The organism is Kitasatospora aureofaciens, assembly GCF_001188955.3.
GTDB lineage: Bacteria > Actinomycetota > Actinomycetes > Streptomycetales > Streptomycetaceae > Kitasatospora > Kitasatospora aureofaciens.
Genome location: NZ_JPRF03000043.1, coordinates 347,429 through 363,159, shown reverse-complemented (window position 1 = coordinate 363,159; position 15,731 = coordinate 347,429). Strand labels below are relative to the sequence as shown.

Here is a 15,731-nt window from a genome sequence, read left to right as displayed (position 1 = left end):
GTCAGCTGATGCTCAGGTCGTCTGCGTAGTACGTCCCCTGCGAGTACCAGCCGTGGACGTAGAGGGTGATGCTCGTGGTGTCGGGGTGCGCGGTCCCGCTGCCCTGACGTGTCCAGCGCGGCACCCAGCCGGGCGAAGGCCTGCCCGTGCCGTACGGGTCCCCGAGCCGGCGGCGGATCTCCAAGCCCTGCTCGGCGCAGTCGACCGCCTGCCGAAGTTCGCCCTGCCGTCGGTACGCCTCCGCCAGGTCCAGCAGGGCCAGCGCCTCGCGGTAGAGATTGCCCTGCATCCGGGCCAGGTCGCGGCTCTCGAACTGGAGGGCGATCGCCTCGTCGAGCCGGCCCTGCTCGCAGCGGACCAGCCCGAGGATGTTCAGGGGAGCCGAAGCCAGTTCGGCCGACGCACCGGCGCGGTGGAAGGCGATGCTCTCCAGGCAGTGCGCTGATGCCTCCTCCCGGGCACCCCGTCTGAGGTGGAGCAGGCCGAGGTTGTCGAGCGTGATGGCCGCGTCGAGCTCGCTGCCCCGGGCACGCTGGACGGCGAGCGCACGCTCCAGGCAGTCCGCGGCCTCCTGATGACGGCCCGTCTCGATGTAGACGACACCCAGGTTGTTCAGCGCCCGCCCCTGCCGCAGCTCATCCCCCGTCCGTCCGAACAGCTCGACACTGAGCCGCAGTTCGGCTACGGCCTGGGCAAAACGGTGCCGAGTTGAGGCCAGGGTGCCGAGCTCCAGGTGGCCGATCGCCGCAGCGCGGGCCCAGCAGTCACTGTCGCCCGCCGCCTCCACGGTGGCGGTGGCAAGCAGCTCCCAGTCCGTCCAGTGGCCACGCCGCTGCAGGAACGCGCGTAGTCTGGTGGTGAGTTCAGCCAACTGATCGGGCCGGACCGCACCGTGACCGGCAGCCTGCAGGGCCACTGAGACGATCGCTGCCCGCTCTGACTCCAGCCAGCGCAGTGCAGCTGACGGTCCGACGAACCGCTGGAGCGCCGGGCCCGCGGCCGACGCCTCGCAACCGGCCTCCCTCTGATGGCCGGGGCGCAGCAACTCGTCCGCGTCGACCACCGCGGTCAGGTGAGCATCCACCACTCGGGCAAGTGACTGTGCAATGTCCGCAGGGGTCTCGGTGGCGCCGCTGACCTCTTGAGCGAACAACCTCAACAGATCGTGGTACCGGTAGCGGTGGGCATCCTGCGCCGCAATGGCGGACACCCCAACCTATCCGCCGGCTCGCAACGGCACCGCCACCCCGCGGTACCGGGATCCTGTGGCCGGGCCTTGCTGGTTCCTGCTGGGCAGTCAGTGGGCCTGGGCAGCGACGCCCATGTCGGGCGGCGGGACGCATGACGCGCGCAGATTCCCCTGACGCTCGTGAGAGACGGCGCGGGTGGGGTCCGTGTGCCCACGGAACGGCGGTAGTGTCCATGCCGCCGTCACGGCCTGGGAATCGTTACATCACTCGCCTGGGCCGCTTCCTGCGAGGGCACCTGGCGCGCCTGGAGCGGTGTATGACCCGCGCCCTGGAGAACGCCGTCCGCCGGGGCGAGGTCAGGGCTTCGCCGGATGCGGAGGGTGTCGCCAAATTGCTGGTTGCGGCGAGCTGCTGGGCAAGTGCCGGGACTTCCTGGCGGAGATCGAGGCGGAGACCGCCGGTGAGCACTTCACCTGCGCCGAGCGGGAGGAGAACGACGTGCCGTGCCCCGGGGCGCGGGCGCGCTACCTGGCCAACGAGACCCTGCGCGTTGGCCGGGTAGCGCGAAGGATCAGGCCGCTGTGGCGAGTGCCCGGGTGGGCTGCGTTTGCTCGTAGGCGTGACCGACCCGCAGGAGCACGGGCTCGCCGAGGGGCCGGCCGATCAGCTGCATGCCGATGGGCAGGCCCCCCGCGTCGTGGCCGACCGGGACGGTCAGGGCGGGCATTCCGGTGATGTTGGCGGGGGCGCAGAGGCGCACGTAGGCGTCGGAGACGCTCTCGGCCGTGCCGTCGGGCCACGTGACCGTCTCCTCGTCGGCTCCGACCGCGGGCATCGGGACGCTCGGGGCGGCGATCACGTCGACCTCCTCCAGCATCCGTGCCCACTCGGCGCGCATGAGCGTGCGGGAGCGTTGAGCGCGTAGGTAGTCCCCCGCGCTCATCAACTCGCTCGCCTCCAGCAGGATGCGGACGTCGTCCTGGTACAGCTCGGGGACCGTGCGCAGGCTGCCTTCGTGGTAGGCGCCGGCCTCCGGCACCATCAGGCCCCACTGGGTGGCCTGGATGTAGCGGGTCATCGGGATGTCGACCTCGACGAGCTGGGCGCCCAGGGCTTCCAGTTGCCCGACGGCGTGCCGGACGGCGGTCTCCACCTGCGGGTGGACGTGGTCGAAGTAGTAGGTGCGCGGCACACCGATGCGCAGCCCCGTCAGGTCCGTGCCGACGCCGGGCCGGTAGTCCGTGGCGGGCACGGACAGCGAGGCGGGGTCGCGCGGGTCGTGTCCGGCCAGCGCGGTCAGGACCAGGGCGGCGTCCTCGACGGTGCGGGTGAGCGGGCCGACGTGGTCCAGCGACCAGGACAGGGGGGTGACGCCGTGACGGGGGACGAGACCGTAGGTCGGTTTGAGGCCGACGACCCCGTTGAGCGCGGCGGGGACCCGGATCGACCCGCCGGTGTCGGTGCCCAGGGCGAAGGTGGCGGTGCCCGAGGCGACGGCGACCGCGGAGCCGCCGCTGGAGCCGCCGGCGACCCGGGTGCGGTCCCAGGCGTTGCGGGTCTGCGGGGTGGTCAGGCCGAACGCGAACTCATGGGTGTGGGTCTTGCCGAGCAGGATCGCGCCGGCTGCGCTGAGCCGCGCGGCGACTGTGCTGTCCGCCGTCGCGCGATGGTCGGCACGAACCCGGGAGCTGGCCGTGGTGGCCATCCCGCCGACGTCGATCAGGTCCTTGAGCGCCATCGGGATGCCGTGCAGCGGTCCCCGGTAACGGCCGTGCGCCGCTTCGTGCTCGGCTTCGCCCGCCGCCCGGCGCGCCCGCTCGGCGGCGACGGTGACGTAGGCGCCGAGGTGCGGCTCCACCTCCTCGATGCGGTCGAGGACGGAGTCGACCAGTTCGACGGGGGACAGGCGCCGGGCCCGGATCGCGTCCGCGGCGGCGGCGAGGGACAGCTCATACGGCTGCATCGTGGTGCTCCTCTGCGGCGCGGTAGGCGGCGGCGGGCGGGACGTCCGCGAAGTCCAGTTCGCGCAGGACGGCGACGACGCTGTGGATGTGGTCGGCGACCGCGGCCACCGCGGCGTGGCGCTCGGCGGGCAGCACGAGTCCGGCGCGGGCGGCCCAACGGGCGGCCTCCGGCGGTGTGAGTTCGGCGGCGGACATGGATGTTCTCCCTTTCGGTGGAGGTTGGAGTGGCGGAGCCACCGACGCCCTGAAGGCCAGGGATTCGTCAGACAGCTGCAGACGCCACGGCAGTTCGGCGGCACGTGCGGGAGCGCCGAGCGGGGCAGGTCGCGGGGTCAGGCCGCAGCCGGCGGCATCACGCTGCCGTGCTCGGCGAGCAGACGGTAGCGGCCGTTCTCCCGGCGGACGGTGCCGGCCGTGGGCTGCGGGAAGTGGGTGCCCAGGAGCAGCGCGTCGGTGTCCGCCAGGGCGTCGAGCAGCCGGGCGCGGGTGCGGACCGCCTGGGCGGGGTCGATGTCGACGCAGCTGTGCACGTGGGGGTGGGACAGCTGCACGGGGTGGTGGATGCTGTCGCCGGTGATCAGCGCCCGGCGGTCGCTGCCGCGCAGTTCCACGGCGACCTGCCCCGGGGTGTGGCCCGGGGCCGGGACCAGGAGGACGCCCGGCGCCACCTCGTGCCCCTGCTCGGGCACGTCCACGAGGTGGTACTGCCCGTTGTCGCGGACGGGGTGGACGGAGTCGCGGAACATCTGGCTGCGGGCCTCGTCCAGGTCGGTGGCGGCCCAGTGGTCCCATTCGGTGCGGCTGGTGAGGTAGCGGGCGTTGGGAAAGGTGGGGACCCAATCGCCGCCGACGAGGCGGGTGTTCCAGCCGACGTGGTCGGTGTGCAGGTGCGTGGTGATCACCAGGTCCACGGACTCGGGCGGGAAGCCGGCCGCCGCCAGCCGCTCCAGGAAGTCGGTGTCGAGACCGTTCCAGGCCGGGTTGGCGCGGTTCTTGCCATTGCCGATGCCGGTGTCCACGACGATCCGCAGCCCGCCGGCCTCCACCGCGAAGCTGTGGCTCGCCAGGCGGGGGGCGTCGGCGTCGGCGAAGTCGGGGCGCAGCCATGCGGCCTCGTCCAGCACCTCCTTGGTGGCGGCCGGCAGCAGCCAGGGGCCGGTCTGCCGCGGCAGTTCGATCTCGTCGACGCGGTGGACGGCGATGTCGCCGAGGCTCCATCCCGTACTGGTCGAGGAGGTGGTCGGACGGGTCGTGCTGGTGCTCATCTCTGAGTCCTTGCGTGCTGGTTGGGTCGAGTTTGAGATCGGTCAGGCGGTACGCGGCCGACGCACGGCGCGGGTGAGGCCGATAAGGGCCAGCAGGACGACGGTCGCGGCGTAGAGCGAGACGGCCTTCTGCAGGCCGTACAGGTTGGTCAGCAGGCCGGCGAGGACGGCGGGGATGCTCATGGCCAGGTAGCTGAGGACGTAGTAGGCGGCGAGCGTGCCGGCGCGTTCGCCCGGGGCGGCCGGGGGCAGCAGCAGGCGCAGGGCGCCCTGGGTGACGGCGCCGAAGCCCGCGCCCGCCACTGCGGTGCCGGCGAACAGCGCGGGCAGGCTGTGCAGTTGGGGGCTGCTCAGGGTCAGCAGGGCTCCCGGGATCAGGAGCGCGGTGCCGGCGAGGCTCACGGTGCGGGCGGGCAGCGCCCGGGCGGTGTGGCCGGCGATGCCGGCCGCGGCCGTGAGGGTGAAGAAGACCAGGCCGCCGGTCGCGCGGGCGGCGTGCGGGTCGATGAGTCGGGCGAGCGAGGGGCCGAGGGAGGAGTAGAAGCCACCCAGTGCCCAGGCGGCGACGATGCCGGGCGTGGTGAGGGCGAGGGTAGGCCGGGAGGCGGGGGCGACGGTGATCGCGGGGCGCAGTGAGCGCCAGGCGCCGGGGTGGGGGTGGGCGGTCTCGGGGGTGAGCAGGACCGCGGCGGCCTGTGCGGTGAAGAGCAGGAGCAGCGGCAGGTAGACGGTGCGAGTGGGGGCGGGGGCGTACTGCACGAGGGCGGTGGCGGCCAGCACGCCGACCGCCATGCCGGCCACGGGGGTGATGCCGTTGGCGACCGTTGCCCGGCCAGGGCGGTCGGGGTCCTCGAAGTCGAGCAGGGCGGCTCCGGCGGCGCTGGTGGCCACGCCGGTGGCCAGGCCCTGCAGGATCCGGGCGGCGATCAGCGCCGGCACCCCCTGAGCGGTGGCGAAGACGGTCATCGCGACGGCTTCGGCCAGCAGCGCCCCGGCGAGGACCGGGCGCCGGCCGAGGTGGTCCGAGAGCGTTCCCGCGGTCAGCAGTGCCACCAGCAGGGCGAGCGCGTAGGCGCTGAACACGACGGTGAGCGTCATGGCCGAGAAGTGCCACGCGGCCTGGTAGAGCGCGTAGAGCGGGGTCGGCGCGCTGGAGGCGGCCAGCAGGGCGACCAGGACCGAGGCGTGCAGTCGGAAGGCACCGCGGCGGCCCAGCGCGTTCAGGCGGCGGCGGGACGGCAGGGCTGTGACGCTGAGCATGGAGCACCTCTCATGCCTAAAGGCAAACGCTTTGCGTTAGGAAGGGTAGGCCCCATGCCATTCAAAACGCAAACCTTTAGCTTTTGGGTGCCGAGGGAGCGGAATCCCCGCCGAGCGCCGCCGCCACCAGGTGGCCGGTGTAGCCCTCCGACAGGTCGGAGGGGCGGAACAGGATCCGGTACATCAGGGGGGCGACGACGACGTCCAGCAGGGTCTCCACGCCGGGCACGGCCTCCCCGCGCCCGGCCGCGCGCACCCCGATGGCCTTCAACTGCTCGGCGGCGTAGTCGGAGCAGCGGGCCGCGTTGCCCTGCTCGGGGTCGCCCAGCAGGGCGTCGCGGATGTAGGTACGGCCCGCCGCCGAGGACATCTCGTCGGCGAACTGCGCCGCCCATGCCTCCAGGTCCGCCCGCAGGCTGCCGTGGTCGGCCGGCAGGGCGTCGGGGCGCAGCCGCTCGACGGCCACGTCGGACAGCAGTTCCCGCAGGTCCCCCCAGCGCCGGTAGACGGTGGACGGCGTGACTCCCGCGCGGGCGGCGATCAGCGGCACGGTGAGCGCATCCCGCCCCAGTTCCGCCTCCAGATCTCGGACGGCCTGGTGCACGGACTGCTGGACGCGGGCGCTGCGCCCGCCGGGGCGTGTGGTGGCTCGGGCACTCATGAACCCAGCTTAACGCGAAGGAGTTGCGTCTGGTTCGACCAGGCGCCGGAGCTCCGGTTGAGGCCCTCGCAGGGCCACCCGCCAGCACGGCACCGCCCGACAGTCGGACCTCCGCGATCGGCGCTGTACAGCTCACCTGTTGCCCTCGCACAGCGGACAACGGAGGCCGCCCCGGGCGGCGGTAGCCAAGCCCGCCAGAGGCCCACAACTGTCGGACGAACCGGCTTCAGCGGACGACGCCGTGTTCCCAGGCCCAGGCTGCGATCTCCACACGGTTGCGGGCCGGCAGTTTGTCCTGGATCCGGCTGAGGTGGCTCTTGACGGTGCTGAGCGAGAGAGTCAGCTGTGCGGCGATCTCGTTGTTCGTGTGCCCGCGGGCGACCCGGCTCACGACCTTGAGTTCCTGGGGAGTGAGCCGTCGTGCGGCGGCGGCCGCGGTCTCAGCGCGTGACGGTTTGCTCAGGTGTTCCAGGAGCCGAACAGTGACGGACGGCGAGATGAGGGAGTCACCTTTGACAGCGGCATGCACTGCTTCGATCAGCAGCCGGGGGCCGGAGTTCTTGACCACGAAGCCACTGGCACCGGCGCGGAGCGCTCCGTAGACGTACTCGTCCATGTCGAACGTCGTGACGATGACGATCTTCGTACCGTCCGTCGCGGCTCCCTGTGCCTGGCGCAGGCGCCTGGTCGCCTCCAGGCCGTCCAGTTTCGGCATGCGGATGTCCATCAAGCAGACGTCCGGCCGCAGCCGGTGAACTGCCTCGACCGCCTCCGCGCCGTCGGAGGCCTCCCCGATCACGGAGATGTCGTCTTGCCCCTCCAGGATGAGGCGGAAGCCCATCCGCACCATCTCCTGATCGTCGGCGATCACCACAGAGACGCTCACTACGGGTCCCCACTCCCTCACTTCATGGGTATCGACGCAGCCAGCTCCCAGCCGCCCTCCGGCATGGGGCCGCTGCTGAGCTCACCGCCCAGCTCGACCACCCGCTCCGACAGGCCGACCATGCCGAAACCGCTGGGGCGGAACCACACCCGGCCGCGTTGCTGACCGCTCGCGTTGTCACGTACGCGGACGACCAGTCGGTCTCCGTCGGTTCCCAGCTTGACATGCACGGTGGTCGCGGTGTGGGCGTGCTTGCGGATGTTGGTCAGGCCCTCCTGGACCAGTCGTTCGACGGACTTGGCGAGTTGCGGCGACCAGACGGCACCGTCCACGTCGTCGGCTATGTCCAGCCAGGCGTGCTGGCCGGTGCCGCTGAACTGGTGGACGAGATCCTCGATCCTCGTCATGGCGGGGGTGACGGGTGCCTCCGCCACGGCTCCGTCCGCGTCGCGCAGGAGTCGGACCATGCGGCTCATCGCCACCAGCCCTTCCTGGCCGGTCCGCTCGATGTTGGCGAACAGCTTGCGTGCCGTGGCCGGGTCACGTTCCGCGGTGGGTTCACCAGCCTGAGCCTGGACGACCATAGCCGTGACGTAGTGGGCCACGTGATCGTGCAAGTCGCGGGCGAGGTCCAGGCGTTCTGCCTGGCGTACGTTCTCCGCGGCGGTCCTGCGTCTGCCGTCCTCGGCTCGCAGGTAGCCGCCCAGCAGCACGAAACCCACCGGCAGCAGGGTGAACAGGCCGTTGATGTCATTGAGCACCGGCAGATCCGACAGTGTTGGAGCGCGGCCCTCGATCCGTACGACCGCCACGAAGAGCGGGACCACCGACAACATGAGCGGCACAGGTCGTCCATACCGGCAGGAAAGGCACAGCAGCACCAGAAGGCCGAGGAGTTCGGCCCACCCGGGGGTGCGCTGGAGCACGGTGCCCTTCACCAGGGACGTGGTCAGCAACGAGACGGTCGCCACGACGACGCACAGCGCGCCTGCCGTCCACTGCCGTCCGAACCGGTACAGCCGCAACTGCGCGGCGGCGGCGCCCAGCGCCATGACCCCGCTGGCGACCACCGCCAGCCCGACGTAGCTGAAGCTCACCACGGATGCGTCGAGAAGCACGAGCAGCGCGCTCAGACACAATGCGGCGACCGTCCCGGGGGAGGGGCGCGGGAAAGAGCGGGGCATGGCGACGAGTTTAGACGCCCGTTCGCCGGCCCTCGGAACGGAGCAGGCCGATACGTACTTTCGGCCGATGCCGCCAGCTCGAATACCGTCTTTCGACGGCATCGCGACCCGTCGGCCGCTCCCACAATGATGCGTGTCCAGGCAGAAGATCCTCCCGTCACCAGGAGTCGCTGTGAAGTTTCCCGCGTTCCGTACGCATGTCAGGTCCCTGTTGGCGGCCGGATCCGTGGTTGTGGCAGCCGTGTCGCTCACCGGCTGCGGTGTGTTCGGCCACAGCTGGGACGTGAAGCTGGAGGTGACAGGTCCCGGCAGCGCCGACGTCGGCTACAGCTTCTCCGGTGACACCAGCGGGAAGACGGCGCTCAATCAGAAGCTGCCCTGGAACAAGGCCCAGAACGTCGGCTTCGGCTTCAACGATCTGGCCGTCAAGAACGCGAAACCCGGCACCGTCTGCCGTATCTACGTCGACGGCGAGCTCAAGGTCGAGCAGAACAAGCCCAACGCCGAGGGCGCCCTGTCGTGCTTCATCCAACTGAAGGGCTGATCCGATGTCTTTGACGAGTGTGGCCGCTCGCACGGCGGTCCGTGCGACCGGCGTCACCAAGGTGTACGGGGCGGAAAAGCCCGGCACCACCGCGGCGGTCGGCGTTCAAGCACTGCGCGGAGTCGACCTGGCGATCGACAAGGGAAGCTTCCTGGCCGTCATGGGACCTTCCGGATCCGGGAAGTCCACCCTGATGCACTGCCTTGCCGGCCTGGACCGTCCGTCCTCCGGCACGATCATCCTGGAGGACACCGAGATCACCGCACTGTCCGAACGACAGCGCACGGACCTGCGTCGCGACCGCATCGGCTTCGTCTTCCAGCAGTACCACCTGCTGCCAGAGTTGAACGGCTCCGAGAACATTCTGCTACCGCTGGATATAGCAGGCCGCCGCCCTGACCAGGACTGGCTGGACACGCTCGTGAGCGCCCTTCAGATCGGTGATCAACTCTCGCGCCGCCCCTCGGAGTTGTCCGGCGGACAGCAGCAGCGCATCGGCATCGCTCGCGCGCTGGCGGCCCGTCCCGCAGTCGTCTTCGCGGACGAGCCCACCGGCAATCTGGACGCCGGCTCCGGCCGGCACGTATTGGAGTTCCTGCGCTACTCCACCCGCGAGTTCGGGCAGACGGTGGTGATGGTCACGCACGACCCGGTGGCGGCCTCCTATTCCGACCGCGTCGTGCTGCTGCTGGACGGTCGCATCAGCGGCAGGGTCGACGGACCCACCCCCGAGTCCGTACTCGACGCGCTCCAGAACCCCGGGAAGCGGTGAGGGCGTTGAGGGCATCGGGGCTGACCAAGGCGGCGATACGGCAGATCGCGGCCAGGCCGTCACGGCTGCTGCTCACCGGCTGCACACTGATGGTGACGGCTTTCTTCCTGGCCGGTTCGATCGTCTTCACCGACACCCTGAAGCGGCAGTTGGCCGACGACCTCTCGCCGGTCGCCGCGGGCACGGCCGTGGTGGTCGGCACGGACGGCACCCAGCCGCTCGACGACAAGAGGGTCGAGGAACTCAAGAACGTACCGGGGGTGGCCGAGGTCCAACCCGTGGCCACCGGCAGCGTGCTTCTGAAAGGCGCGGGCCGTGACCCCTACCCGCTGATCGGCACGGCGCTCACGGGGCCGCAGTCCGTCATCCGCCCGTTGCAGGGCACGCTTCCGGACGGGCCCGGTGAGGTCGTGCTCACCCGGATGCTGGCCGACCTCCCAGGCATGGGAGTCGGCAGCCGGATCACACTCGTTCCGCAGGCCGGCGTCGGCTCGGCGACGTCCCGGGACGCTCCTGCCCGAACGGTGACCGTGACGGTCTCGGGCGTCGTCCAGGCCCCCTCGGCCATGGGAACCGCCGTGCTCACCACGCCCACCAACGCCCGCTCGTGGCTGGGCACCGACGGCTGGCAGCAGACGCTGCTCCGCGTCCCGGACCGCCCCGCTGCCGACGTGGCGTCCACGGTCCAGGCCGAGCTGGGCAGAGGCTTCTCCGTACGCACCGCATCCAAACTGCGCGCGGAGAGCGGACCCAAGTGGTTCACCACCGTGTCCACCCTGCTCACGATCTTCGTCGCAGTGGCCCTGCTCGCCGGAACCCTGATCGTCTCCACGACGTACCGGGTGCTGCTCGTGCGGGACCAGACACGGCTGGCCCTGCTGCGCTGCGTGGGCGCACGGCCGGGGCAGGTCATGCGGTCCGTGCTGCTACAGGCCGCGGGTTCCGGGCTGATCGCCGGTGCGGTCGGAACGGTCGCGGCGATCTGCTGCGCCTTCGCGATCACCGGAATCACAGCTCTGCCCGGTCCCGCGATCTCGGCACCCTCACTGTCCGCAGGTGTGCTCGTTTCCGTGCTGGCCGCCCTGCTCGCGGCGATGCCGGCGGCGAGAGCCGCAACGCGCGTCGCACCGGTCGCCGCCCTGTCCGTGGCGGCCACCCGCCACGCACCGGACCGCATCGGCCGCACGCGCGCGCTGATCGGAGTGCTCTGCCTGGTCTGCGCGCTCCTGCTCATCGCCCTCGCGGGGCTCGGCGGCGCGGGCGGTGCCGTGGCGGCGGTCGGCTCAGTCGTCTCCGCGGTCGCTCTGTTCGGTTGCCTCCTCGCGCTCGGGCCGGCACTGCTGCGCCGCGCGACACTCGCCCTTCAACAGCCCGTGCGGGCGGTCGCGGGGCTGGACGGTGCCCTGGCAGTGCGCAACCTGGGCCGTGCCGCGCGCCGGACCGCGGCCTGCGCGACGGTCCTCACCCTGGGCTTCACCATGGTCGCCGCGGTGCTCGTGACACTGGCCTCGGTGGAGAAGGGCACGGACCGGCGGCTACGGGAGCGCGACCCGGTCGACGTCGTGCTCGACGCGTCGCGCACCGGCCCGTCGGCGCTCACCCCTGCCGTGGTGAAGGCGGTGGCGGCACAGCCCGAGACCGACGCGGTGGTGCCCGTCACCCGGGTGGACGGCGTCGCCCTCGGCGGCAACGGTCGCCACCAGGAGACGGAGATCCGAGGCCTTGATCCTGCCGCGATCCCCGCACTGCTGGCCGACAGCCAACGTGACTCCCACGGCGGAGACCTGCGGGGTGGCCAGGCAGCCATCTCCACGTCCGTGGCGCAGTCGCTCGGGGTCCGTCCCGGCGACCGGATCTCGCTGCGCGTGTCCGGCGGCGGGGAGTCCAGCGCCGAAGTGGCCCTGATCCATCCGGACGACGCCTACATGCTGGGCGGTGTCGCCGTCCTGCCGGGGGACTTCGCCCAACTGGCGCCTCTCGCCCCTGTACGGTCCTTGTACATCACCGCCGTCCACCGAGACAACCCGCTGTCGCTGCGCGCTCCGTTGGACAGGGCGCTGCCGTCGAACGCTTCGCTCCACCTGTCCTATCCGGGCGAAGACCGGGCCTCTCTGCGACAGTTGATCGGTCAGCTGCGGATCACGGCACTGGGGCTGGTCGGCATCACCGTGCTGGTATCGCTCGTAGGCGTGGCGATCACCCTGACCCTGTCCTCGATGGAACGCGAAAGAGAGAACGGTGTCCTGCGAGCGGTGGGTTTGCGCGGCTCACGCCTGCGCTCCGTGACGGCTTGGGAAGCCGGACTGCTCGGCTTGTACGCGGCCGTCCTCGGCGTCACGCTGGGCTCGCTCTACGGCCGGATGATGCTCGGTGCGCTGCCCGGTCTCAGCAGCCCCACGATCCCGTACGGGCAGTTGACGGCGACGTTGGTGGGGGCCCTGGCCCTCGTGCTGGGCGCGTCTGTGATCCCGGCCCTGCGTTCAGCGGCGGTCTCGCCCATGACGGCCCTGCGCGCGGACTGAGAACTCCTAACGCAAGGCAGTTCGCAAGCGTCGCCAGCAGATCAGCGAGCAGGCGAGTTTGAGGAATGCCTCGTGGATGTCGTCGCGAGCCTCCCGGCGGATGCGTAGGCGGCCGAAGCAGTGCAGCAGTGCAGTCTGTTCCACGGACCCACCGCTTGGTTCCGAGTCCGGAGCCATGGGCGGTGCCGCGGCGGCGATGACGGGTTTGATGCCCTTCGCCCAGAGGTAGCAGTCGTGGTCATGGCCGCGGTCGGCGTAGACCTCTTTAGGCCGCCTGCGGGGCCGTCCGCGTTTGCCGCGGATCGGTGGGATCGCTGCGAGCAGGGGTATCAGCTGGGTGACGTCGTTACGGTTGCCGCCGGTCAGGGTCACGGCCAGCGGGATGCCGGTGGCGTCGCAGATCACGTGGTGCTTGGAGCGCGGCCCGCCCCGGCCGACCGGGCTCCGGCCGGTTTTTGGCCGCCCTTGAGCGCCCGCACATGGGAGCTCTCGATCAGGAGAAGGCGCCGGGCCGGCCAGGGTGGTGAGCACGCCGTCGAGGCAGGCCTTGACGGCGTCCCGATCCGGCCACGAGGAGGCCGGCAGGAATCCTCGGGTTCGCGGCAACCCTTTGCGGAGTCTGTGGCAACAAGAGGACGGATCCGGCCCGTTCCGGTGCCGGGATCCGCTCCCACCTCGTGCACGGTTCGCAAGGAGAACGTCAACCTATGAGCAAATCCCCCCGCAGTGGCCGCCGCGGACGTCACCGCCGTCGCCTGAGCGCCACCGCTCTGCTGCTCGCCGTACCCCTCGGCGTCGGGTCGTACTTCGTGCTCGTACACGGGGATTCCCAGGCCGCGACGGTCGACGGCGACGCGTACTACCGGCTGGTCTCGGTGCGCAGCGGCAAGGTGCTGGACGTCAACGGCTTCTCCACTGCCGACGGCACCCGTATCCAGCAGTGGACCGACCAGAACACCGCCAACCAGCAGTGGCGGCTGAAGCCGACCGGGGACGGCTACTACGAGCTGGTGAACCGCAACAGCGGCAAGGTGCTGGGCATCGTGGGCGACTCGACGAACCAGGGCGCCGTCGCCGAGCAGCAGACGGACCGCTCCGCCCCCTCCCAGCAGTGGCGGATCGGCGACGTGAGCGGGTCCGACGCGGTCACCTTCACCTCCCGCAAGAACGGTCAGGTCCTGGACGTCACGGGCAACTCCACGAACCAGGGCGCGCAGGTCATCCAGTGGCCCGGCTGGGGCGGTGCCAACCAGCAGTGGAAGCTGGTGAAGGTCCCCGGCACGGCGGTGCCCGGATCCGCGACCGGCGGCTCCCAGGGCTCCGGCTCGTACGTGTGGAAGAACGCCCCGGTGGCGGGCGGCGGTTACGTCACCGGCCTGGTCTTCAACCAGAAGGAGAAGGGCCTGCTGTACGCGCGCACCGACATGGGCGGCGCCTACCGCTGGGACACCGGCGCCGAGCAGTGGATACCGCTCACCGACTGGGTCGCCCAGAAGGACTGGAACCTGCTGGGCATCGAGTCGCTGGCCACCGACCCGGTCGACCCGGACCGGCTCTACCTCGCGGCCGGCACCTACACCAACGACTGGGCCGGCAACGGTGCGATCCTGCGCTCCACCGACCGCGGCCGCACCTTCCAGCGCACCGACCTGCCGTTCAAGCTGGGCGGCAACGAGGACGGCCGCGGGGCGGGCGAGCGCCTGGTGATCGACCCCGCGAACCACGACAACCTGCTGCTGGGCACCCGTAAGAACGGCCTGTGGCGCAGCACCGACGCCGGCGTGACGTGGAGCCAGGTCTCCTCGTTCCCGGTCAAGGACGGGGCGAGCTTCGGCACCGGCATCTCCTTCGTGACCTACGGCCCGGCCGGCAGCAACGCGGTCTACGTCGGCGTCGCCGACAAGTCCGTCAACCTGTACCGCTCCACCGACGGTGGCAACTCCTGGCAGGCCGTCTCCGGGCAGCCCACCGGCCAGATGCCGCAGCACGGCGTGCTCTCCGGTGACGGCTCGCTGTACCTGACGTACACCAACGCCCCCGGGCCCAACGGCGTGACGGCGGGTTCGGTGTGGAAGTACAACACCTCCGGCGGCGGGTGGAAGAACGTCTCGCCGTCCCAGGGCGGCTACGGGTTCGCCGGTCTGGCCGTCGACCCGCAGAAGCCGTCCACGGTGATGGTCACCACGCTGGACCGCTGGTGGCCGCAGGACGAGGTCTACCGCAGCACTGACGGCGGTGCGACCTGGAAGACACAGTCCGACAAGTCGGTGCGGGATCCCTCCATCGCCCCGTACCTCGGCACCGGCATCGGGCACTGGATGACCGCCCTGAGCATCGACCCGTTCGACTCCGGGCACGTGATGTACGGCACCGGCAACGGCATCTGGGCCAGCAAGGACGCCAACGCGACCGACAACGGCGGCACCAGCCACTGGACCATCGGAGCCCGCGGGCTGGAGGAGACCGCACTGTACGACGCGGTCTCCCCGCCCGGTCCCGCCGCCCTCATCACCGCGATGGGCGACCAGGGCGGCTTCGTGTACGACGACCTGACGAAGGAGCCGACCGGGCGGCTGGTCAACCCGACGATCTACAACAGCACCTCGGTCGACTACGCCCAGTCCAACCCCTCCCTGGTGGTCCGGGTCGGCCGGGGCGGCGAGCAGGACGGCGCCCTGTCCACCGACGGCGGCCACACCTGGAACGGTTTCAAGGGCGAGCCCGTGCCCAGCGCGGACAGCGGCCACATCGCCATCGCGGCGGACGGCTCCAGCATCGTGTGGACCGAGGCCGGCCAGGCCCCGTACCGCTCCACCGACCGGGGCGCGAGCTGGTCGAAGGTCAACGGACTGGGCAAGGACGCGCTGGTGATCGCCGACCGGTCCTCGGCCACCACCTACTACTCGCTGAACAACGGCACGCTCTACGCCAGCACAGACGGCGGCGCGAGCTTCGGTGCCCGCGCCACCAGCCTGCCCTCCGGCAAGCTCACCGCCGTCCCCGGCGTCGCGGGCGACCTGTGGCTCGCCACCGGCCAGGGCGTGCTGCACTCCACCGACGGCGGGCGCAGCTTTACCAAGCTCTCCTCGGTGCAGTCCGGCACCGCCGTCGGCTTCGGCAAGGCCGCACCGGGCACCTCATACCAGGCGCTGTACCTGATCGGAACGGTCAAGGATGTCGCCGGCGTCTTCCGCTCCACCGACCAGGGCGCCAGCTGGGTGCGGATCAACGACGACGCCCACCAGTGGGGCGGCTTCGCCGGACAGGGCATCATCACCGGCGACCCCGACACCTACGGTCGCGTCTACATCGGCACCAACGGACGCGGTCTCCAGTACGGCGACCCGTCCTGACACCACCGACCGTGCGGCGCCGCCGACCCTTGCTCAGGTTCTAGTAGTACTTCGTTAGGTCTGAAGTGGTTCGGTGTGCCCTCCTGACCGAATACACCAAACACCGCTGCAAGGTAGCTGGCGGCTTGTC

General features: G+C 70.9%; 12 protein-coding genes and 1 pseudogene. 4 read left to right on the top strand and 9 right to left on the bottom strand.

From position 1 onward, the window contains the following. Nucleotide 1 precedes the first annotated feature (1 nt). The 8 genes from HS99_RS27815 to HS99_RS27780 all read right to left on the bottom strand — a co-directional run bounded on the left by HS99_RS27815 (nucleotide 2) and on the right by HS99_RS27780 (nucleotide 8,512). Nucleotides 2-1,087: a tetratricopeptide repeat protein gene (locus HS99_RS27815; RefSeq protein WP_078938647.1), complete on the bottom strand. Its 1,086-nt coding sequence runs from the start codon at nucleotides 1,085-1,087 to the stop codon at nucleotides 2-4. 674 nt (nucleotides 1,088-1,761) lie between these two features. Further along, nucleotides 1,762-3,153: an amidase gene (locus HS99_RS27810; protein ID WP_030557746.1), complete on the bottom strand. Its 1,392-nt coding sequence runs from the start codon at nucleotides 3,151-3,153 to the stop codon at nucleotides 1,762-1,764. Further along, a complete protein-coding gene (locus tag HS99_RS27805; RefSeq protein WP_030557748.1) occupies nucleotides 3,140-3,349 on the bottom strand; it encodes a hypothetical protein in 210 nt (69 codons plus the stop codon). The genes HS99_RS27810 and HS99_RS27805 overlap by 14 nt, the downstream gene beginning before the upstream one ends. Nucleotides 3,350-3,486: 137 nt before the next feature. Next, complete coding sequence (locus HS99_RS27800; RefSeq protein WP_046385865.1) at nucleotides 3,487-4,419, bottom strand: MBL fold metallo-hydrolase; 933 nt, start codon at nucleotides 4,417-4,419, stop codon at nucleotides 3,487-3,489. Between the two features lie 42 nt (nucleotides 4,420-4,461). After that, nucleotides 4,462-5,679, bottom strand: coding sequence for an MFS transporter (locus tag HS99_RS27795; protein ID WP_063737942.1), 1,218 nt, complete (start codon nucleotides 5,677-5,679; stop codon nucleotides 4,462-4,464). 76 nt (nucleotides 5,680-5,755) lie between these two features. Beyond that, the gene (locus tag HS99_RS27790) at nucleotides 5,756-6,340 is read right to left on the bottom strand and encodes a TetR/AcrR family transcriptional regulator (RefSeq protein WP_030557752.1); all 585 of its coding nucleotides are present in this window, start codon (nucleotides 6,338-6,340) and stop codon (nucleotides 5,756-5,758) included. Nucleotides 6,341-6,566: 226 nt separating this feature from the next. Next, complete coding sequence (locus HS99_RS27785; RefSeq protein WP_046385572.1) at nucleotides 6,567-7,190, bottom strand: response regulator; 624 nt, start codon at nucleotides 7,188-7,190, stop codon at nucleotides 6,567-6,569. A 53-nt stretch (nucleotides 7,191-7,243) separates the two neighbouring features. Then, the gene (locus tag HS99_RS27780) at nucleotides 7,244-8,512 is read right to left on the bottom strand and encodes a sensor histidine kinase (protein WP_078938521.1); all 1,269 of its coding nucleotides are present in this window, start codon (nucleotides 8,510-8,512) and stop codon (nucleotides 7,244-7,246) included. Between the two features lie 130 nt (nucleotides 8,513-8,642). Here HS99_RS27780 and HS99_RS27775 point away from each other — a divergent pair, with 130 nt between their 5' ends. Genes HS99_RS27775 through HS99_RS27765 form a run of 3 tightly spaced genes read left to right on the top strand, consistent with a single transcriptional unit; the run spans nucleotide 8,643 to nucleotide 12,248 of the window. Further along, a complete protein-coding gene (locus HS99_RS27775) occupies nucleotides 8,643-8,954 on the top strand; it encodes a hypothetical protein (protein WP_030557756.1) in 312 nt (103 codons plus the stop codon). A 4-nt stretch (nucleotides 8,955-8,958) separates the two neighbouring features. After that, a complete protein-coding gene (locus HS99_RS27770; RefSeq protein WP_030557758.1) occupies nucleotides 8,959-9,726 on the top strand; it encodes an ABC transporter ATP-binding protein in 768 nt (255 codons plus the stop codon). 5 nt (nucleotides 9,727-9,731) lie between these two features. Beyond that, nucleotides 9,732-12,248: an FtsX-like permease family protein gene (locus HS99_RS27765; protein WP_030557759.1), complete on the top strand. Its 2,517-nt coding sequence runs from the start codon at nucleotides 9,732-9,734 to the stop codon at nucleotides 12,246-12,248. Nucleotides 12,249-12,254: 6 nt separating this feature from the next. Here HS99_RS27765 and HS99_RS41715 read toward each other — a convergent pair. Continuing rightward, nucleotides 12,255-12,742, bottom strand: a pseudogene (locus HS99_RS41715) (transposase); the annotation flags it as partial. A gap of 213 nt (nucleotides 12,743-12,955) precedes the next feature. Between HS99_RS41715 and HS99_RS27760 the strand changes: the two are divergent. Beyond that, a complete protein-coding gene (locus tag HS99_RS27760) occupies nucleotides 12,956-15,601 on the top strand; it encodes an RICIN domain-containing protein (RefSeq protein ID WP_030557761.1) in 2,646 nt (881 codons plus the stop codon). Nucleotides 15,602-15,731: the final 130 nt, after the last annotated feature.